We start from the raw sequence: 14318 nt of genomic DNA on the forward strand, positions 1-14318 counted from the left end.
TTCACCTTCTCCCCCACCACTTCGCCCATTCCAACCATTTTTCATTCTCAGAGCCTTTATCCGCAACATCAACCATAAACACCGCCGCGCTCTGCTCTTTCGCGCAGCCGTCAATCCGCGCCTTCATCACAATCCCTGCGCGCAAGCTGCTTTTTTTGGCATCGACGCCGACAATCTTTACAGGCCGGACAAGCACAATCGCGTCGAACGGAAATTTCAAATTGTCTTCAAGCGCGCATAAAACACCTAAAAACTCTTCCTCCTCGCCGTAACAATCGACAGTTGCCTCTTCGAGCATTTTCTCGTATTCGGCTTCTTTATTTTGAGGACTTTTGGCCATAAGATTCACCGCTACTGCTTCCTAATTCTTCATAGATATCGCCAAGAGTATCGTGATAACCCCAACCCATCCCTTTTGTCTTTGTTACAATATCTTCTAACCGTTGCCTGAACTTATCAATAAGAACGGCATCCCCGATTCTGTTAAGGAGCTTGACCGCATCGTCATACATCGTCTCCATGCTTGAATAAAACCGTTCGTCTATATCTCCGTACTTACGGGTAAACTCAGTTCCTGTCTCAACGTAAAATATCATGAGATCTATCAGAAGAGCATTATCTTTTGAAGCTTTCTTAAAATCGCTGATGGCTCTTTTCGCTTCAGACAGCTTTAACTGCGGCCATCCGCTACGTTTGTAAAATCCACTTAATATCTTTTGTTTATAATGCTCAATTGATTCCGAGTGCTTTTCGCTACCGCATAGTTTTGCTTCAAGCCACGCCGCATTATCTTTTCTAAGCTTTGCAAGTTCAAGAATGAGCTTAACAAGTTCTTTATTTCCAGATAGCTCCAAACGCCGCCTGAGTTCTGCAAGTTCCGCCATCACTTCCACCCACTTTCTGCTTGCATTAAAACGCTTATAAATCCGCGCGCTATGCATTGCCGATACACCTCAGAGATTTTGCGATCAGTCATATCATCTTTCAAGCATTGATTTTGCCTTGTTGATAAAATGTATTGCTTTTTCGCGAAGCTGCTTTATATGTTCAATATCAAAAAGCAATTTAGTAGAATAACTTGCTTTCTGCCGCTCGCTTTTGATGTCCGTATATATTTGTATTTCATTTCTTGTAAGCGAAAGACCATCATATAACTCTATTTCTTCTTTTGAAAATTCCACATAGTGCTTTATCAAAAAACATACGGTTGCAGTATGGTCTTTTGAAGCAAAGCCCTTTTTTGCGAGAAGCGCAAGGCTTGAGTGGTATAGCGCATAATAAAAACCAGTAATCGCCCAATCCGGAAACTTATTTTCTTTTATGAGGGAATAAGCAAATTCAATATTGTGGTCTGATTTTTCCATATGGGCTTTTACAAGGTTTTCGCTGGCAGGGATTTTCTGGATGATGCCCGCATCCAGATAATGGCGATAGCTTCTCTCCAGAGCGTCCTTATTTTCCAGCCATAATTTAATTTGCGGGTTCATTCAGCATAACCTCATAATAATCCATATTGCCGCTGATGCAAAAGCCGCTCTGTTTTGCCTCAATTACAACGCGATTACCGCCTTTAGCGTATGAATTTCGGGTTGTGTAAAAAATATTTAGCGGATATATGCTTGACGCGCTTATTTTTTCTTCGATTTGCTCAAAAGCGGCCTTTATTTCCTCTTCATACAGCTTCTGAAGCTTCTTGTTTTTAAACGAATGCAGGACAACAAGCAGGTCTATGTCGCTTCCGTTTTTTTCCTGTTTTCGTGACGCTGAACCGAATAAAATCACGAATGACAGGGATTTTGGCATTTCGGCCAAAAACTTTTTAACCGGCGCCTTTACATCTATGTTCAAACGCTCAAGCCGTTCGCAATCGAACAAACTGAACAGGATTTTTGCCTTAGCTTTATATTTTAGAAGATAAAACGTGTTCGCTTTTTCCCGAATTGATGCCGTTTCTTTCTTCAGTTTTTTTAGCGCATTCTGTAAAGAGCTGTCAGATAAACCTGTATGCACTTTTAGTTGATTATAGTAAAGCAGTTTCTTTTTTGTTTCGTAAAATGCAAAGTATATCTTTTCTTCGGCAGATAATTTTTCCATACCTGTGCTTAGTTGAGCATATTTATATAGTTACGCCACTTTTTGGCGCAATTGCGCCACTTTCTGGCGTTTAATCGTGAAAATACGTTTTATGGAAACAATCGTCGCACATCCCGTTGTGCCAATCCTTGTTATGCGCCGAGATTTTCTTGCTGCATTTCTTGCAGTTGAAGTTCATGTCCTCATCATGCTTTTTGTGAAATGTTTTCATTTTTTCTTCTGTTTCCTCCCCGCTAATTGATTCGATAAAAGAACCGTCTGCCCAAAAGCCGAGGTCTTTATCATGTTTTTGTTTATTCATTAGCCCCACATGATTTGAGTATATCTAAGCGCTTATAAACCATTGCGCTATGCATTGCCGATAGATTTTATAATATTCATAAACCCAAACCCCAACGAATTCCGCTCGCCAAACCCGCACTCAATCCCGAACTCCAAAAGCTTCCTCTGCTCCTCGGACATATATGAAAACGAAAACTCCCAGATTGATCCGGCAACCTGATATTCCTTTCCGCCTTCGATAATGTAGCTTGCCGCCGGCTTCTTGTAGCGGTATTGCTCAAAAACTGGAAATTCGTCAATCGCAGTACTATAATATTCATTATACTTCTTGAACAAGTTCTCGTTCAATTGCTTCACAAACGCGCTAAAGTCAATAGAAGGCCGCCAATAGACATAATTTTTCTTTCTCTCTGCCGGCGGGATGCCGTACAAATCATAATTCTTCTCCGGAATTCTTATTGTAATCGGAGTGGCGGCAATGATAGTTGCGCCGCCAGAAAGTTTCGGCTTAATAATTGACGTTCCTGTAACCGCAAAGGACATGTCTCCGATATTTACGGGCGCGCCTTTCTCCTTCAAATTTTCGATTTCTGCCTGAACAGCTTTAATTATTTTTTCATTAGGTGAAGAAAAAAGCAAATTTCTTGACTCGCCTGCACCCATAGCAGCTATCGGGTATATGTTCGAAAAACAGAAAAACTTGTATCCTTTCTTGTCATGAAGCGAATCACTGCCTGCGTTCCTCAGCAAATTATAGAAAAAGCCCTGCATTTTGGCGTGGTATTTCATTTCGTAAGCGCAATCTTTCAGGGACTTTAAACGGAACAAGAGCCGCATAAACTTCTATGAAGAAGAAGATATATTTAAAGCTATCGCATATTCGATTGCCAGCGTCAATAATTATCCAGCGTCTCAAGAATGTCATTGTCGGAACCGTCTTTTTTATTTTTCAGAAGTTTTTTTATGCGCGCGGAAGCCGTTTCTTTTGATACCGCAATTTCAGGCCTTGACAATTGCGAAACCTGCCTCTGAAGCTTTTCCTGGCGCGCGTAAATCTCAACAATCGCAAGCCAGAGCTGCGCGATTGCAGGATCTCTTTGAGTTTCGTATACGCTCCTGTTCCTTGCAATTATGCTTAAGAGCTCATTAAGCTTTCGCGCGGATTCGCGATCTGATTTCAGCAGTTCATCAAGAAGCGCATTCTTTGGCATACATTATATAAACACAGAATCTTTTTATGCGTTTAGAAGACGGCTTTTTGCGCTGATTTAGCTTTTTAAGCATCATCCGCGAATTATTAGATATGGGCGGCTTTTTTTCAAAACTCATAACATCACTCCTTGGAGAAAAAGAAGAGAAACCAAAAGAGCAAAGCGAGCGGCTTGCCGAAGTCAAATCCGCGCTTTCAAGCCGTGTGCATGCACGACCAGGAGAATATGATGATGCTGAAGGCGAAAGCACAATATATACCATGATTAAGAAAGCATATCGCCGCGTGGCGTCTGCCCTGTCGAAAAAGAGCAATGATCGACGCGCTGTTGCCATGACCGGAGTTGCTGTTGCAGTCTTAATCACGCTTCTATCATACACCCAATTATTTTTTTACCTGCACGGAACCGTTCTTGCAATTATTTTCATCCTTATCGCCGCGATGTCAAAACTAATACAAAAACTTATTCCGACTGTTGTTGGTTTTGACATGTGCCTCTTCTTTACCGTACTGGTTGGAATCGCGTACCACCCCCTCGCTGGAATCGCAGTAGGTGTATTATCATCAACACTGGGCTCTATTATCCGGGGACAATACGATATGACAAATGTCATAATGCCGAATGCGGGCTACATTGCCGCGGGAATTCTGCTTCCGTTCTTTGCAGGTTCAAGCATAATGGTTACCGGAATGGTTCTTACAGCAGTATATATTATTCTGATGTCAATAATATTCTGGTTTAAATATTATTCAATAAGCAACACCGCAACATTTGTTGTGACTTCGCTTGCATTTAATTACGTGCTTTTCAGCAGCTATTCAACTTACTTTTTAAAGATAATGGGAGTCAATGGTTAGGTATTTAAACCTTTCGAGACAAAAAAAGAGAGTGATGAAAGGGAATGTATTTAATTTCTCTGCAAAAAATCACATATACTCAATAATCACAAACGATGATAATAATGCCTGAAACATCAAATACTGAAGAACAAAAGAACGCGGCGGATTCTGGCGCACAAGAAGCAAGTAAACCGAATACGGTTAAAACTGAAAACACTTCTGGCACAAATAATGCGAATAATTCCGAAAGCAACCGAAATGAAAGCCCGAAGTCAGCTGAACTGAGGAAGAAACGCGATGATCTCAATGAATCCGTAAAGAAATTAATTTCTGAAAGCAAGCAATCATACTCAGGCCTTGAAAAGCTGCGCAACGATCTTAGGGAGAAAAAAGCGCAAAGAGATGCAGAGAACAAGATAATACAAGGATACAAGGCAAAACGCGACGCAGTTAATGAGCGGCTCAAAAAAGAGCGTGACGCCCTGAACAAAATTCGCGAGGAATTAAATCAGATAAAGCGGGCAAGCTTAGAGAATCCAAAGAACATAGAAAAAGAAATCAAGCGCCTTGAATGGGATGTCCAGACAAAGCACCTCAACGCAAAGGCGGAAGACGCTTTGTGGGGCAAAATAAATGCCCTTCGCCGCGAGCTAAAATCAATGGACACATACACAAATAAAAAAGACGAACTGAAAAACTCAAGGAAAGCGGTTCGCATAATTGAAAAAGAGGCGCGCGACATACACAAGCTCGTTATGGAGCACTCGGAAAAAAGCGAGATATATCACAGAGAACTTCTTGCAATTTTCGAAGATATAAAGAAAATGGATGACATACTTCCTGAACTGACAAAAAGTATTATGGAAGCCAAATCCGCAGCTGACGAAGCGCATAATGAGTACCTTGATGCAAAGGGAATCTCCCGAAAGCACCGCGATACATACGATGCCGCAACGCGAAAAGAGCTCAAGGAAAAATCAGATGAGCTTTTAGCTGAATTCAAGAAAGGAAAGAAGCTCAGCCTCGAAGACATCATGGCAATACAGGCAGGGGAAAAATAAGAATTTCTAAAGAAAAAAATCGCGCGCAATATTGGGTTTCCTGGAATCCTTAACACGCGTATGAAGATTTTCTGATTACTATGTGCTTAGTATGATATAAAAATGATAATAAATTCAAGAAAGAAATAAAACGCCCCCTTTCGGGGGCTTTTTGTTAATTAATTAAAATTTAGTTTTAACGTTTTGTATTGGATTTAAGCATCTCTTGCAATGCCGTAAATCTGTTTCAAAGCGACAATAATCACTGCAGGAGTGACGAATGTCATAATGCCTACAAGAATTTTATTAAGCATTTCGCCAACTACTGGCACTGCTTGAATTCCTGTTCCCGCAAGGGATGAAACAAGAACCATAGACACTGCAGCGAGCAAGAATGGTCCGGTTTCCTTATCAGTCACATTTATCAAACCAACGATAATACCCAAAACAACTAGTGCTTCGGTTACGTAGGTCGGATTCAATGTCACAAGACTTGCAACTACGGCGATAACGACACCGCCAATAAATGCATAACTTCCTATTTGTTCAAGTTTCATTCAGATTCACCTTAAATGTATTGGTTCAGAGGCTTTATATCCGTTTGGGTATCTCGATTTTGCCCGATTTTCGGACAGAGTTGCCATTTTCAGGCAAAGAAATCAATAGATTAGAATACTTTGACTTTGCTTACTGCGCCGACAAGCTTCTCAAATTTGTAGGGGTCGCCGCCAGTAATTTTTCCATAATGCATAGGAACTGCGATTTTCGGCCGGATCACGCGCACTGCTTCTGCAGCATCCTCCTCATTCATTGTAAACTGCCCGCCCATTGGAAGAAGAGCAGCCTCAATCTGCAGCTTCTCAAGATTTGACATTTCAGGTATTAAATCAGTATCTCCCGCATGATATATCTTGATTCTTCCAAAGCCAAGAACGTAGCCGACGCCTTTTCCTTGAGGATGATACGGCTTTTCGATATTGTATGCCGGCACAGCCTCTATTTCAATGTTTCCGAAAACAAGCTTGCTTTCTTGATGCACAAGATGCGTCTTTACCTTTGCCTTCAGCAGATCCATATAATTTAAAGAATTTGCACAGGCTTCCGGCAGTATAATAATAGTTTCCGGCTTCATCAGCCTCTTTATATTTGGCAAAGCAAAATGGTCATAATGCTCATGAGTCACGAGAATTAGGTCTGCCTGCTGCGTGTATTCCGGAAGGATATACGGGTCGATATAAATTATCTTTCCGGCATTTATCTTAAATGATGAGTGTCCGAACCAATCCAGAGTTATATTCTTCAAAACAAGAGTCATACGGATAATTGAATTCCGCAGTTTAAATTTCTTAAAAAGCCCTAATCAGGGGTTCTCGTTCTGCGACATGAAATAAATTATTCCTGCGAGCATTATCAGGCTCCCGTAGGTTATTGCAGTATTGCCTGATTTCGACAAAAGTATTGCGCAGGATATCGCGCCGACAACAGCTGAAATTGATATGTTTCCGATTGATAAAGGCGCCCTGAATTTCGGCTTGAATGATGCGTCTGTGCGCAAAATAATCAGCGAAAAATTGACTGAAAAAAATGCCGCGAATATCGCAAAGTTGGTGAGATTTGCAAGAAGCATTATGTTGCCTACGGCAGCAAGAACTATTGCAAAAATCGATGTCACTAATACGGACATATAAGGGACGTTGTTTTTCGGATGTATGTATCCGAGAGATTCCGGAAATGAATGGTCTTCGCGCATCCCGTAAAGTATTCTCGATGTCATTATGCTGCCGATAAGAACCGTGCTTGCGGTCGCAAAAAGCGCGATTATAGATAACAAAAAGCCTGTCGGCATAGCATACCCCAGTTTTACCGATGCTGTTGATACGGCAAGAGCAAGAGGCGCCTCAGAAACTGCAAGAGCCCCATAATCCGCCATGCTTACGGACACAATTGCGATAAGGATATAGATGACTGTCGCGCCAATTATTGAAATTATGAGCGCTTTTGGAACAACTTTTTTCGAATTGCGGATTTCCTCAGACATGTTAGCGATGCCTTCAAAACCGATGTAGGCAAAAAACATAAGCGATGAAGCGGCCACAATACCTTCAATTCCTTTGCTGAAATCAAAAATGTCCGCCATACCGAATTTTCCAATATATGTCATCCCAAGAGAGATTACAAACATAAGGCCAATAACCTGCACTATTGATGTCAGGACAACAAGCCGTGTTGAGAATTTCAAGCCGAGAAGATTTACAACCATGCAAAAAAAAAGCAACCCCACAGCAACTGGTATTTCAGGCAGCCCGGTAAGGCTATGAAAATAGCCGGCAAATCCTGTAGAAACAGTAGCCATTGCCGCTATCCCTGCAAAAATAGTAAGCCATCCGATGACAAAAGAGAACATTCTGTTTCGTGTTGCGTGCTTTGTAAAATTATATTCTGCGGCGTCTTTTGAGAATGCTGAAGAAAGCTCAGCGTATGAAAATCCTGAAAATAATGCAACAAAGCCGCCAATCACAAATGACAGCCAGAGCGCATTTCCCGCAAGCCCTGCCCCTTTTCCGATAAGGGCATAGATTCCCGCGCCTATTATGATGCCCATACCGTAGACCACTGCATCAAAAAGCGTAAGCTCTTTTTTCAGATGCTGGCGGATAAATCGCGATCTCATCAAATAATTATTGGCGCTGCGTTTATATATGGTTTAGAGTCGATTAATATTTAAAGATTACATTTGAAGAATAATGAGTTAAAAACGCGCTCAGGTAGTATAACCGGCTAGTATAGAGGCCTGTCACGCCTCTGATCCGGGTTCGAGCACAGTCGGTTTCTTTCTCTTTTTTCAAAAAAAAGAGAAAGACAAGTCCGGGTAGAAAGAGAAAAAACGATGACCTCAACTTTGTTGAGGCCAAAAATCCGGACACTGTCGAAAATCCCGGCCTGGGCGTAAGAGGAAAGGTTCAATTTATAGCGGGGTTTAAAATACCCTGCCGGAGAATTGAGCCGTATGAAACCTAAAGAAGATTTAAGAGAATTGATCTATAACCAAGATAGAAAGATTGACAACCTGATAAATCGCTTGAAAAATAACAAAGCAATCAGTGAAACAAATAAACAGCTTCTTCTGGACTTTAGAGAAAAATCGAGGTCAAAGCATCTGAGCAAATGCCGTATTGAAATACAACTTCAATCGCTTTATAGAATAGCTCCCTACGCGCCAGATGACTTAAAAAAAGCCACGCAAAAAGATGTGGAGAAAATAATGGCTGAGATTCTGGACAAACATTATAGTCCGTGGACTATTGAGACCATTAAGGCTGTTCTTAAAAGCTTTTTCAGATGGATGCGCGATGTCCCTAAAACAGATCCAGCGCCTATAGAAGTGCGCTGGATAGAAAGATGCACACCGCCAAATAAATTATCAAAAGAGGATCTAATCACCGAAGAAGACTTAACAAAGATGATTAACAGCACGCCAAACACAATGCACAAGGGCGCAATGTCCTCATTACATGAAGGCGCTATCCGCCCGGGAAGTGAATTCTTAGGAATGCGGATAAAAGATGTTTCGTTTTTTGAAGACTATGCAGTCATAAGAGTGCGGGGAAAAATGGAAAAGAAAAATGGTGATAGAGAAGTATATTTAGTGCGTAGCCATGATTTGCTTCGCGCATGGGTTGATAACCATCCATTCAAGAACGATCCAGAACATCCGTTATGGATAGTCACAACAGATATGAAAAAAAGGATTCGTCCTGAAGAGCATAAAGGCATCTGTTGGAACTGCGGACGCCAAAATGATCTGGAAAAGCTATTGCATCCTGAGCAACAGGTATCTTCAAACGGAAGAACAGACCCTTTGTGTTCTCGTTGCGAAGCAAATTTGAATCTTGAAAAATTATATGGCAAAGTTATTTCCCTTAAATATCTGAACAAAATACTGAAAGAAGCAGCAAAGAAAGCCGGAATCAAAAAGCGGATATATGGATACCTGTTCAGGCATAGCGGGGCGACAATCCTATACGGAACAATTGGCGAGGCGCTGGCAAAGAGAGTTATGGGACACTCTGCGGATACTCGTTGCGCGCGGGTCTATAATCACTTGAACAACGATGATTTGCTTGATGGAGTAAAGAGAGCTAACGGATTGCCTGAAGATGAGAAGAAAATTGAGCCGACCGGCGTATGCCCGAAGTGCAGCCATCCGAACGGCTACGGAGCAGCTACCTGTTCACGTTGTGGAATGTGCCTAAGTCTTGAAGCAGCCATTGAAGTAAAAATAAAAGAGGAAGATGAGTTGGAGTATAAGGCGAGATCTAAGAAGCTATTAGATTTTGTCGAAAATAACCCTCGATTACTGAAGACGCTTGGCGAGGAATTGGAGAAGGCCCAGGCAGCAGGAAATACCGCGGATAGCAAGGAGCCTCCATCAATAACGCAGGTTTGTGGAAAGGACAAAATAGGAAATGCCGTATAAGAACGTAGCTTTCCTGATGTGCTAAAGAGAACAGGTATGCTTACTCATTATGCGCGGATGAGTGAGCATGTCCTCGTTACGTAACTGCTTTGATGTCCGTGCAGAATTATCGATTTTGTCTATTCCACAATGTGCTGTATCTTATGGCGCTGTATCAAAATTATCTTTGAGCCACACACAAATTCACGCGCGCCTTTGTAACGGCATTGCATGTATAGCATATTATGTCGTCTTTTGGTTTGAATTTACGGGAATAACGTTTCAAGCATCGCATTTTGATGCAGAATTACGTTTTTGGGCCTGGCGACAGCCGTGAGGGAGCTTACGTGATTTACGATATTACTGAAGAGTGCTTAATGGGGTCAAAAGTACACCTGTGCGCGAGAAAATTGAGCGTGAATTATGCCATTATTTTATGCATTATTGGCTGCTTTATGGCGCGCGCCAACTCTTGCATTGCGCGCCTTCATCCTGTGAAACCTGCATACTCGCGGCATCAATGACCGAAAACTATTTATATTCACTAAGTACATAATACACTAAGTGAATACTATGAGATTCATAAACCGCCATGTTGAGCTTAAAGAGCTTGAGGATTGCTATGCCTTTTCAAAGAAAAGGCTTTTTTCCGTAGTAATCTATGGAATGAGGCGAGTAGGCAAGACAGAACTCATTAAGGAGTTCTCGAAGGATAAGGAATCTATATACTTTTTCGTCTATGACAACAAAACGTCAAAGGCGCTTCTAAGCGAATACGAAGAGGAGCTAAAGAGAAGAAAGATCATCGAGCCTCTTGTCAGGATTGAGACCTGGGAGAATTTCGCCGATGTTTTATTTGAGAAATGCAAAAACATGATTGTAGTTTTTGACGAGTTCCAGAACTTCAGGGAAATATATCCCGCCATTTTCTCAGTATTCCAAAGAAAATTTGACGAGAATAAAGACGTTCCAATGCTCATGATATTTTCCGGCTCCATTATCGAAATGATTAAGAGGACGTTTGAGGATATGAAAGCTCCGCTTTATGGCCGGATAAAGACTAAGATAAAGCTCGCGCCATTGTCATACAAAGACACAAAGGCCATGCTTGGCATTCTTGATTATAAAGAAGAATCTGATGTTGTGGAGTTCTATTCTATATTTGGCGGCGTACCGAAATACTATGTTGCAATAGAGGATTTTGAGCTTAATGGAAAGCCGCTGATGGATGTTTTGACGTATCTATTTTTGAGAGAAAATGCGCCGTTTGGCTCTGAAGTGCTTGATGTTCTGAGGCAGGAATTCGGCAAAAAGAAGGGCACATACTATACGATATTAGAAGCCATAGCCACAGGGCATACAAAGCTGAATGAAATCGCAACTTATGCAGGGCGCAATATGACTTCAATCACAAGATACCTGAATGATCTGACCGAGAAATATGAGATGGTGGGGCGCATTGTTCCTGTGACCGAAGACCCGGAAAAAACCAGAAAAGGCACGTATGTAATTAGAAATCCGGTGATGGCCTTCTGGTTCAGGTATATTCACAGAAACATCAGCCTTTTTGAAGGGAAAAACTTCTCAGAGCTTGTTGGCATAATTAAGAAGGATTTAGTGCGCTATGAAGGCAGGCAGTTTGAGCTTGTGGGGCGCGAATTCTTCACAGAGCTTAACGCTAAAGGCACGATGCCGTTCAGGTTCTCAAAAATCGGGACATGGTGGGGCCCGTATCGCGATAATGAAGAGCGGAAGATTGCGGAGATAGATATTGTTGCCCTGAACGAACAGACAAAAGAGATTTTATTCTGCGAATGCAAATGGCAGGATAATGTTGATGCTAAAAAGATTTTGGCCGAATTGAAGGAAAAAACTAAATTCGTGCAATGGAACAATGAGAAAAGAAAGGAGCATTACGCGATTTTCGCAAAGTCGTTTAAGGAGAAAATCAAAGAGCAGAACGTAATGCTTTTTGACCTGAAGGATTTGGGGAAGGCGTGATTTTTGAAGAGCACGTGCATCATCTCTTTCTTTGCGCGAAATTCCTCGCGTCTCCATCAAAAATATAAATCTCAATATTCAACCGTTTCTATGAAACATATGCGCGCCTTCCTCTCAACATGCAAAAATGCCGGAGTGCCCGAACTGGAAAAGACGCGCGATGAGCTCGACATTCTTGGAAAGCAAATTATCGGGGCTTTGGCAAAAAGAAAACAATACGGATTTAATTCGGCAAAATACTCTGAAAAAAGCAAATATATTGAGGCAAATCTGCGCGCAGAATTGTATCTTCCGATTCTTGAAATCCTGTGCGAAAATATGAAGATCGGCAAAAAAGCAACATCAATTGACGCAACTATTCTTGGGCTTCTGCAAAAGCGGATGAGCCTTGGGCTCAAAGCAGCCAGATTGAAAATAAAATCAAATATGCCGCTATGCGACCTCAAACGTGAAGAAGAAATTTACAATAATGCCGAAAAAGACGCAAAAAGATGCGGAATTCCGCCCGAAACCGCAAGAAAAATATTCAAAATAATTGTCAAAAAAACAAGAGAAGTACAGGAAAAGCTGCTTTAGAAATTAGCGTCCGATAATCAATCAAAATCCTTAAATCCGCGCGAATCCCATAATTCGCTGTGTTCCTATGCGCGAAATATGCCCTGACTGCGGCTGCCTTGTGAATCTTCCAGAAATTGTCGGCGAGGGCCGCTGCAACTGCATGTGCCACAAGAAAATGAGATATTATGAAAATGATTTTATTTGATTAGGTACACGTCAGCGGTTTTGCGAAGTTTTGCCGAAGGCAAAATTTGGGTGGAGCGAGCGAAGCGAACGAAAGTTCATTCCACGCCGCCGCCTATAATTTGCCGTTTATTTCTTTTTTCAGTCGTTCAAAGAATCCGGTCATAAATTCTAATCTTTGTCTGCCAATTTCCTTTGCTTTTTTAGTGTACAATTTATCGGGAATATGCCTAATTTTTGTTTCAAACTCAAGATTTGGAGCATGTTTTAACATTTCTTTAATCCGCCCATTCATTTTTCCGCCAACAAGATTATCTTTAACGTAGTCTTCAACAGGAGTATCCGAATAAATTTTTTCGCCATACTGTCCTGCTATCATAAAAGACCGTGCAATTCCGGTTGAGCCAAGAATGTCTAATTTATCGGCATCAAATAGAATTTGGGCTTCTTTTGTTTGTGGTTCGCTTCCTGTTCTGTATCTATGAGAGATAATGCAATTTTGAATATGCCTTATTTTATCTATCGGAAAGCCCACATCCCTAAGAATAGGAATTGCCATTGCCGAACTTAAAACTGCATGATCCGTATTTCCAGAAGAATCATTATCTTCTTTAACCCGTGCGATATCGTGTAATAAAGCAGCAGCTTTCAGAACATCTGAATCAACACTTTCATTTTCTGCAAGGTGTAAGCATAAATTATATACGCGCATAATATGGTCCATACTATGGGCAGAACAGGAAAGTTCTTTTTCAACAGCTTCTTTGATTTTTTGAAATTTTTGTTCCATATACTAAGAGGTAGTTAGTGAAAATATAAATATCCATAAAGGCGGGGCGAAGTGAATTTCGCACAACTCCCAGCAAATCCAAACCTGCCATGTTATGCGCAACTTCTTTCAAAGAGATGCATTATTTAAACAGGAACTGCCAATAGAATATATGGACCGAATTCATTTGGGTATTTTGCTTGGAGCCATTGCAGGGATAATTGACGTCATTCCGATGCTTCTTCAAAACTTAACATGGGATGCTAATCTTTCTGCGTTTTCATTCTGGATTGCCGCAGGATTTTTCATTGCGGTTTCCGACATTAAACTGAAAGGCGCGCTAAAGGGCGTGGCCGTCTCCCTTGTTCTGCTTATTCCGTTGGCATTTATAATCGGCTGGAAAGAGCCGGCAAGCTTAATACCGGTTCTGATTATGAATTTAATTCTCGGCTCTTCTTTGGGCATGCTCATAGATAAATTCAGCAAATAATTCAAAAAAGGAATCGCCATGTCAACCGAAACTCAGCTCATCGCAGAAACAAAAAAATGGCTGAAAAAAGCAGAAGCAGAATTCAAAAAGACAAAGCCCAAAGGAACGAAGGGAACTGATTTCGCAAAAAACATCGCCGCGTACCTTAACGACACAAAATATTTCTCGAAAAAAAAGGACTATGTTCGCGCCTTTGAAGCAGTAATCTGGGCATGGGCGTGGATTGAAATCGGGCGCGAGACAAAAATCCTTGAATAAAGAAATTGCCTAAAATTTGCGCATCCGTTCGCGAACTCTGTTCACTTGCGTTCTCAGCTTTTGAGGACTCCTTCAATTCCTCAAAATTCGTTCGCTCTCGGCTTTTTCAACCATTCACAAACGTTATCGGGTTGAAA

General features: G+C 41.4%; 18 protein-coding genes and 1 tRNA gene. 8 read left to right on the forward strand and 11 right to left on the reverse strand.

What is annotated here, in order from left to right:
* Position 1: 1 nt before the first annotated feature.
* From KKB09_02175 to KKB09_02205, 7 genes are all read right to left on the reverse strand, one after another.
* Positions 2-340 carry a calcium-binding protein gene (locus tag KKB09_02175; protein MBU4300002.1) on the reverse strand — a complete coding sequence of 113 codons (339 nt, stop codon included), beginning with the start codon at positions 338-340 and terminating at the stop codon, positions 2-4.
* Positions 318-884: a hypothetical protein gene (locus KKB09_02180; GenBank protein MBU4300003.1), complete on the reverse strand. Its 567-nt coding sequence runs from the start codon at positions 882-884 to the stop codon at positions 318-320. The genes KKB09_02175 and KKB09_02180 overlap by 23 nt, the downstream gene beginning before the upstream one ends.
* Positions 885-977: 93 nt before the next feature.
* A complete protein-coding gene (locus KKB09_02185) occupies positions 978-1487 on the reverse strand; it encodes a DNA-binding protein (GenBank protein MBU4300004.1) in 510 nt (169 codons plus the stop codon).
* On the reverse strand, positions 1471-2094 hold the full coding sequence (locus tag KKB09_02190; GenBank protein ID MBU4300005.1) for a nucleotidyltransferase domain-containing protein: 624 nt from the start codon (positions 2092-2094) through the stop codon (positions 1471-1473). The genes KKB09_02185 and KKB09_02190 overlap by 17 nt, the downstream gene beginning before the upstream one ends.
* A gap of 70 nt (positions 2095-2164) precedes the next feature.
* Positions 2165-2404, reverse strand: a complete 240-nt coding sequence (locus tag KKB09_02195) for a hypothetical protein (GenBank protein ID MBU4300006.1) — start codon at positions 2402-2404, stop codon at positions 2165-2167.
* Positions 2405-2442: 38 nt separating this feature from the next.
* On the reverse strand, positions 2443-3213 hold the full coding sequence (gene cas6 / locus KKB09_02200; protein ID MBU4300007.1) for a CRISPR-associated endoribonuclease Cas6: 771 nt from the start codon (positions 3211-3213) through the stop codon (positions 2443-2445).
* Positions 3214-3269: 56 nt separating this feature from the next.
* The gene (locus tag KKB09_02205; GenBank protein MBU4300008.1) at positions 3270-3587 is read right to left on the reverse strand and encodes a hypothetical protein; all 318 of its coding nucleotides are present in this window, start codon (positions 3585-3587) and stop codon (positions 3270-3272) included.
* A 92-nt stretch (positions 3588-3679) separates the two neighbouring features.
* Here KKB09_02205 and KKB09_02210 point away from each other — a divergent pair, with 92 nt between their 5' ends.
* Both KKB09_02210 and KKB09_02215 read left to right on the forward strand, forming a co-directional pair.
* Positions 3680-4444 (forward strand): hypothetical protein, encoded by a 765-nt coding sequence (locus tag KKB09_02210; protein MBU4300009.1) that lies wholly within the window; start codon positions 3680-3682, stop codon positions 4442-4444.
* A gap of 104 nt (positions 4445-4548) precedes the next feature.
* A complete protein-coding gene (locus KKB09_02215) occupies positions 4549-5487 on the forward strand; it encodes a hypothetical protein (protein MBU4300010.1) in 939 nt (312 codons plus the stop codon).
* 194 nt (positions 5488-5681) lie between these two features.
* Here the strand turns inward: KKB09_02215 and KKB09_02220 are convergent, their stop codons facing one another.
* From KKB09_02220 to KKB09_02230, 3 genes are all read right to left on the reverse strand, one after another.
* Positions 5682-6023 carry a hypothetical protein gene (locus KKB09_02220; protein ID MBU4300011.1) on the reverse strand — a complete coding sequence of 114 codons (342 nt, stop codon included), beginning with the start codon at positions 6021-6023 and terminating at the stop codon, positions 5682-5684.
* Between the two features lie 110 nt (positions 6024-6133).
* The gene (locus KKB09_02225; protein ID MBU4300012.1) at positions 6134-6781 is read right to left on the reverse strand and encodes an MBL fold metallo-hydrolase; all 648 of its coding nucleotides are present in this window, start codon (positions 6779-6781) and stop codon (positions 6134-6136) included.
* 45 nt (positions 6782-6826) lie between these two features.
* Complete coding sequence (locus KKB09_02230; protein MBU4300013.1) at positions 6827-8137, reverse strand: amino acid permease; 1311 nt, start codon at positions 8135-8137, stop codon at positions 6827-6829.
* Between the two features lie 88 nt (positions 8138-8225).
* Between KKB09_02230 and KKB09_02235 the strand changes: the two genes are divergently transcribed.
* From KKB09_02235 to KKB09_02250, 4 genes are all read left to right on the forward strand, one after another.
* A tRNA-Asp gene (locus KKB09_02235) sits at positions 8226-8413 on the forward strand.
* Between the two features lie 60 nt (positions 8414-8473).
* Positions 8474-9943: a site-specific integrase gene (locus KKB09_02240; GenBank protein MBU4300014.1), complete on the forward strand. Its 1470-nt coding sequence runs from the start codon at positions 8474-8476 to the stop codon at positions 9941-9943.
* A gap of 552 nt (positions 9944-10495) precedes the next feature.
* On the forward strand, positions 10496-11923 hold the full coding sequence (locus KKB09_02245; protein MBU4300015.1) for an ATP-binding protein: 1428 nt from the start codon (positions 10496-10498) through the stop codon (positions 11921-11923).
* 90 nt (positions 11924-12013) lie between these two features.
* Entirely contained in the window at positions 12014-12499 is a 486-nt protein-coding gene (locus KKB09_02250; protein ID MBU4300016.1) for a chorismate mutase, read from the forward strand.
* Positions 12500-12779: 280 nt separating this feature from the next.
* Here the strand turns inward: KKB09_02250 and KKB09_02255 are convergent, their stop codons facing one another.
* A complete protein-coding gene (locus KKB09_02255; protein ID MBU4300017.1) occupies positions 12780-13454 on the reverse strand; it encodes an HD domain-containing protein in 675 nt (224 codons plus the stop codon).
* 151 nt (positions 13455-13605) lie between these two features.
* On the opposite strand from KKB09_02255, the gene KKB09_02260 reads away from it, so the two are divergent.
* Positions 13606-13923, forward strand: coding sequence for a hypothetical protein (locus KKB09_02260; GenBank protein MBU4300018.1), 318 nt, complete (start codon positions 13606-13608; stop codon positions 13921-13923).
* 18 nt (positions 13924-13941) lie between these two features.
* Complete coding sequence (locus KKB09_02265; protein MBU4300019.1) at positions 13942-14181, forward strand: DUF357 domain-containing protein; 240 nt, start codon at positions 13942-13944, stop codon at positions 14179-14181.
* Positions 14182-14318 lie beyond the last annotated feature (137 nt).

The sequence above is a fragment of the Nanoarchaeota archaeon genome (assembly GCA_018897155.1).
In the GTDB taxonomy this organism is placed as follows: domain Archaea; phylum EX4484-52; class EX4484-52; order EX4484-52; family LFW-46; genus LFW-46.

What these genes read in the sequence shown, in the direction of transcription:
- KKB09_02175 (MBU4300002.1), bottom strand. Translation starts at nt 340, where the DNA reads ATGGCCAAAAGTCCTCAAAATAAAGAAGCCGAATACGAGAAAATGCTC.
- KKB09_02180 (MBU4300003.1), bottom strand. Translation starts at nt 884, where the DNA reads ATGGCGGAACTTGCAGAACTCAGGCGGCGTTTGGAGCTATCTGGAAAT.
- KKB09_02185 (MBU4300004.1), bottom strand. Translation starts at nt 1,487, where the DNA reads ATGAACCCGCAAATTAAATTATGGCTGGAAAATAAGGACGCTCTGGAG.
- KKB09_02190 (MBU4300005.1), bottom strand. Translation starts at nt 2,094, where the DNA reads ATGGAAAAATTATCTGCCGAAGAAAAGATATACTTTGCATTTTACGAA.
- cas6 (MBU4300007.1), bottom strand. Translation starts at nt 3,213, where the DNA reads ATGCGGCTCTTGTTCCGTTTAAAGTCCCTGAAAGATTGCGCTTACGAA.
- KKB09_02205 (MBU4300008.1), bottom strand. Translation starts at nt 3,587, where the DNA reads ATGCCAAAGAATGCGCTTCTTGATGAACTGCTGAAATCAGATCGCGAA.
- KKB09_02210 (MBU4300009.1), top strand. Translation starts at nt 3,680, where the DNA reads ATGGGCGGCTTTTTTTCAAAACTCATAACATCACTCCTTGGAGAAAAA.
- KKB09_02215 (MBU4300010.1), top strand. Translation starts at nt 4,549, where the DNA reads ATGCCTGAAACATCAAATACTGAAGAACAAAAGAACGCGGCGGATTCT.
- KKB09_02220 (MBU4300011.1), bottom strand. Translation starts at nt 6,023, where the DNA reads ATGAAACTTGAACAAATAGGAAGTTATGCATTTATTGGCGGTGTCGTT.
- KKB09_02225 (MBU4300012.1), bottom strand. Translation starts at nt 6,781, where the DNA reads ATGACTCTTGTTTTGAAGAATATAACTCTGGATTGGTTCGGACACTCA.
- KKB09_02230 (MBU4300013.1), bottom strand. Translation starts at nt 8,137, where the DNA reads ATGAGATCGCGATTTATCCGCCAGCATCTGAAAAAAGAGCTTACGCTT.
- KKB09_02240 (MBU4300014.1), top strand. Translation starts at nt 8,474, where the DNA reads ATGAAACCTAAAGAAGATTTAAGAGAATTGATCTATAACCAAGATAGA.
- KKB09_02245 (MBU4300015.1), top strand. Translation starts at nt 10,496, where the DNA reads ATGAGATTCATAAACCGCCATGTTGAGCTTAAAGAGCTTGAGGATTGC.
- KKB09_02250 (MBU4300016.1), top strand. Translation starts at nt 12,014, where the DNA reads ATGAAACATATGCGCGCCTTCCTCTCAACATGCAAAAATGCCGGAGTG.
- KKB09_02255 (MBU4300017.1), bottom strand. Translation starts at nt 13,454, where the DNA reads ATGGAACAAAAATTTCAAAAAATCAAAGAAGCTGTTGAAAAAGAACTT.
- KKB09_02260 (MBU4300018.1), top strand. Translation starts at nt 13,606, where the DNA reads ATGGACCGAATTCATTTGGGTATTTTGCTTGGAGCCATTGCAGGGATA.
- KKB09_02265 (MBU4300019.1), top strand. Translation starts at nt 13,942, where the DNA reads ATGTCAACCGAAACTCAGCTCATCGCAGAAACAAAAAAATGGCTGAAA.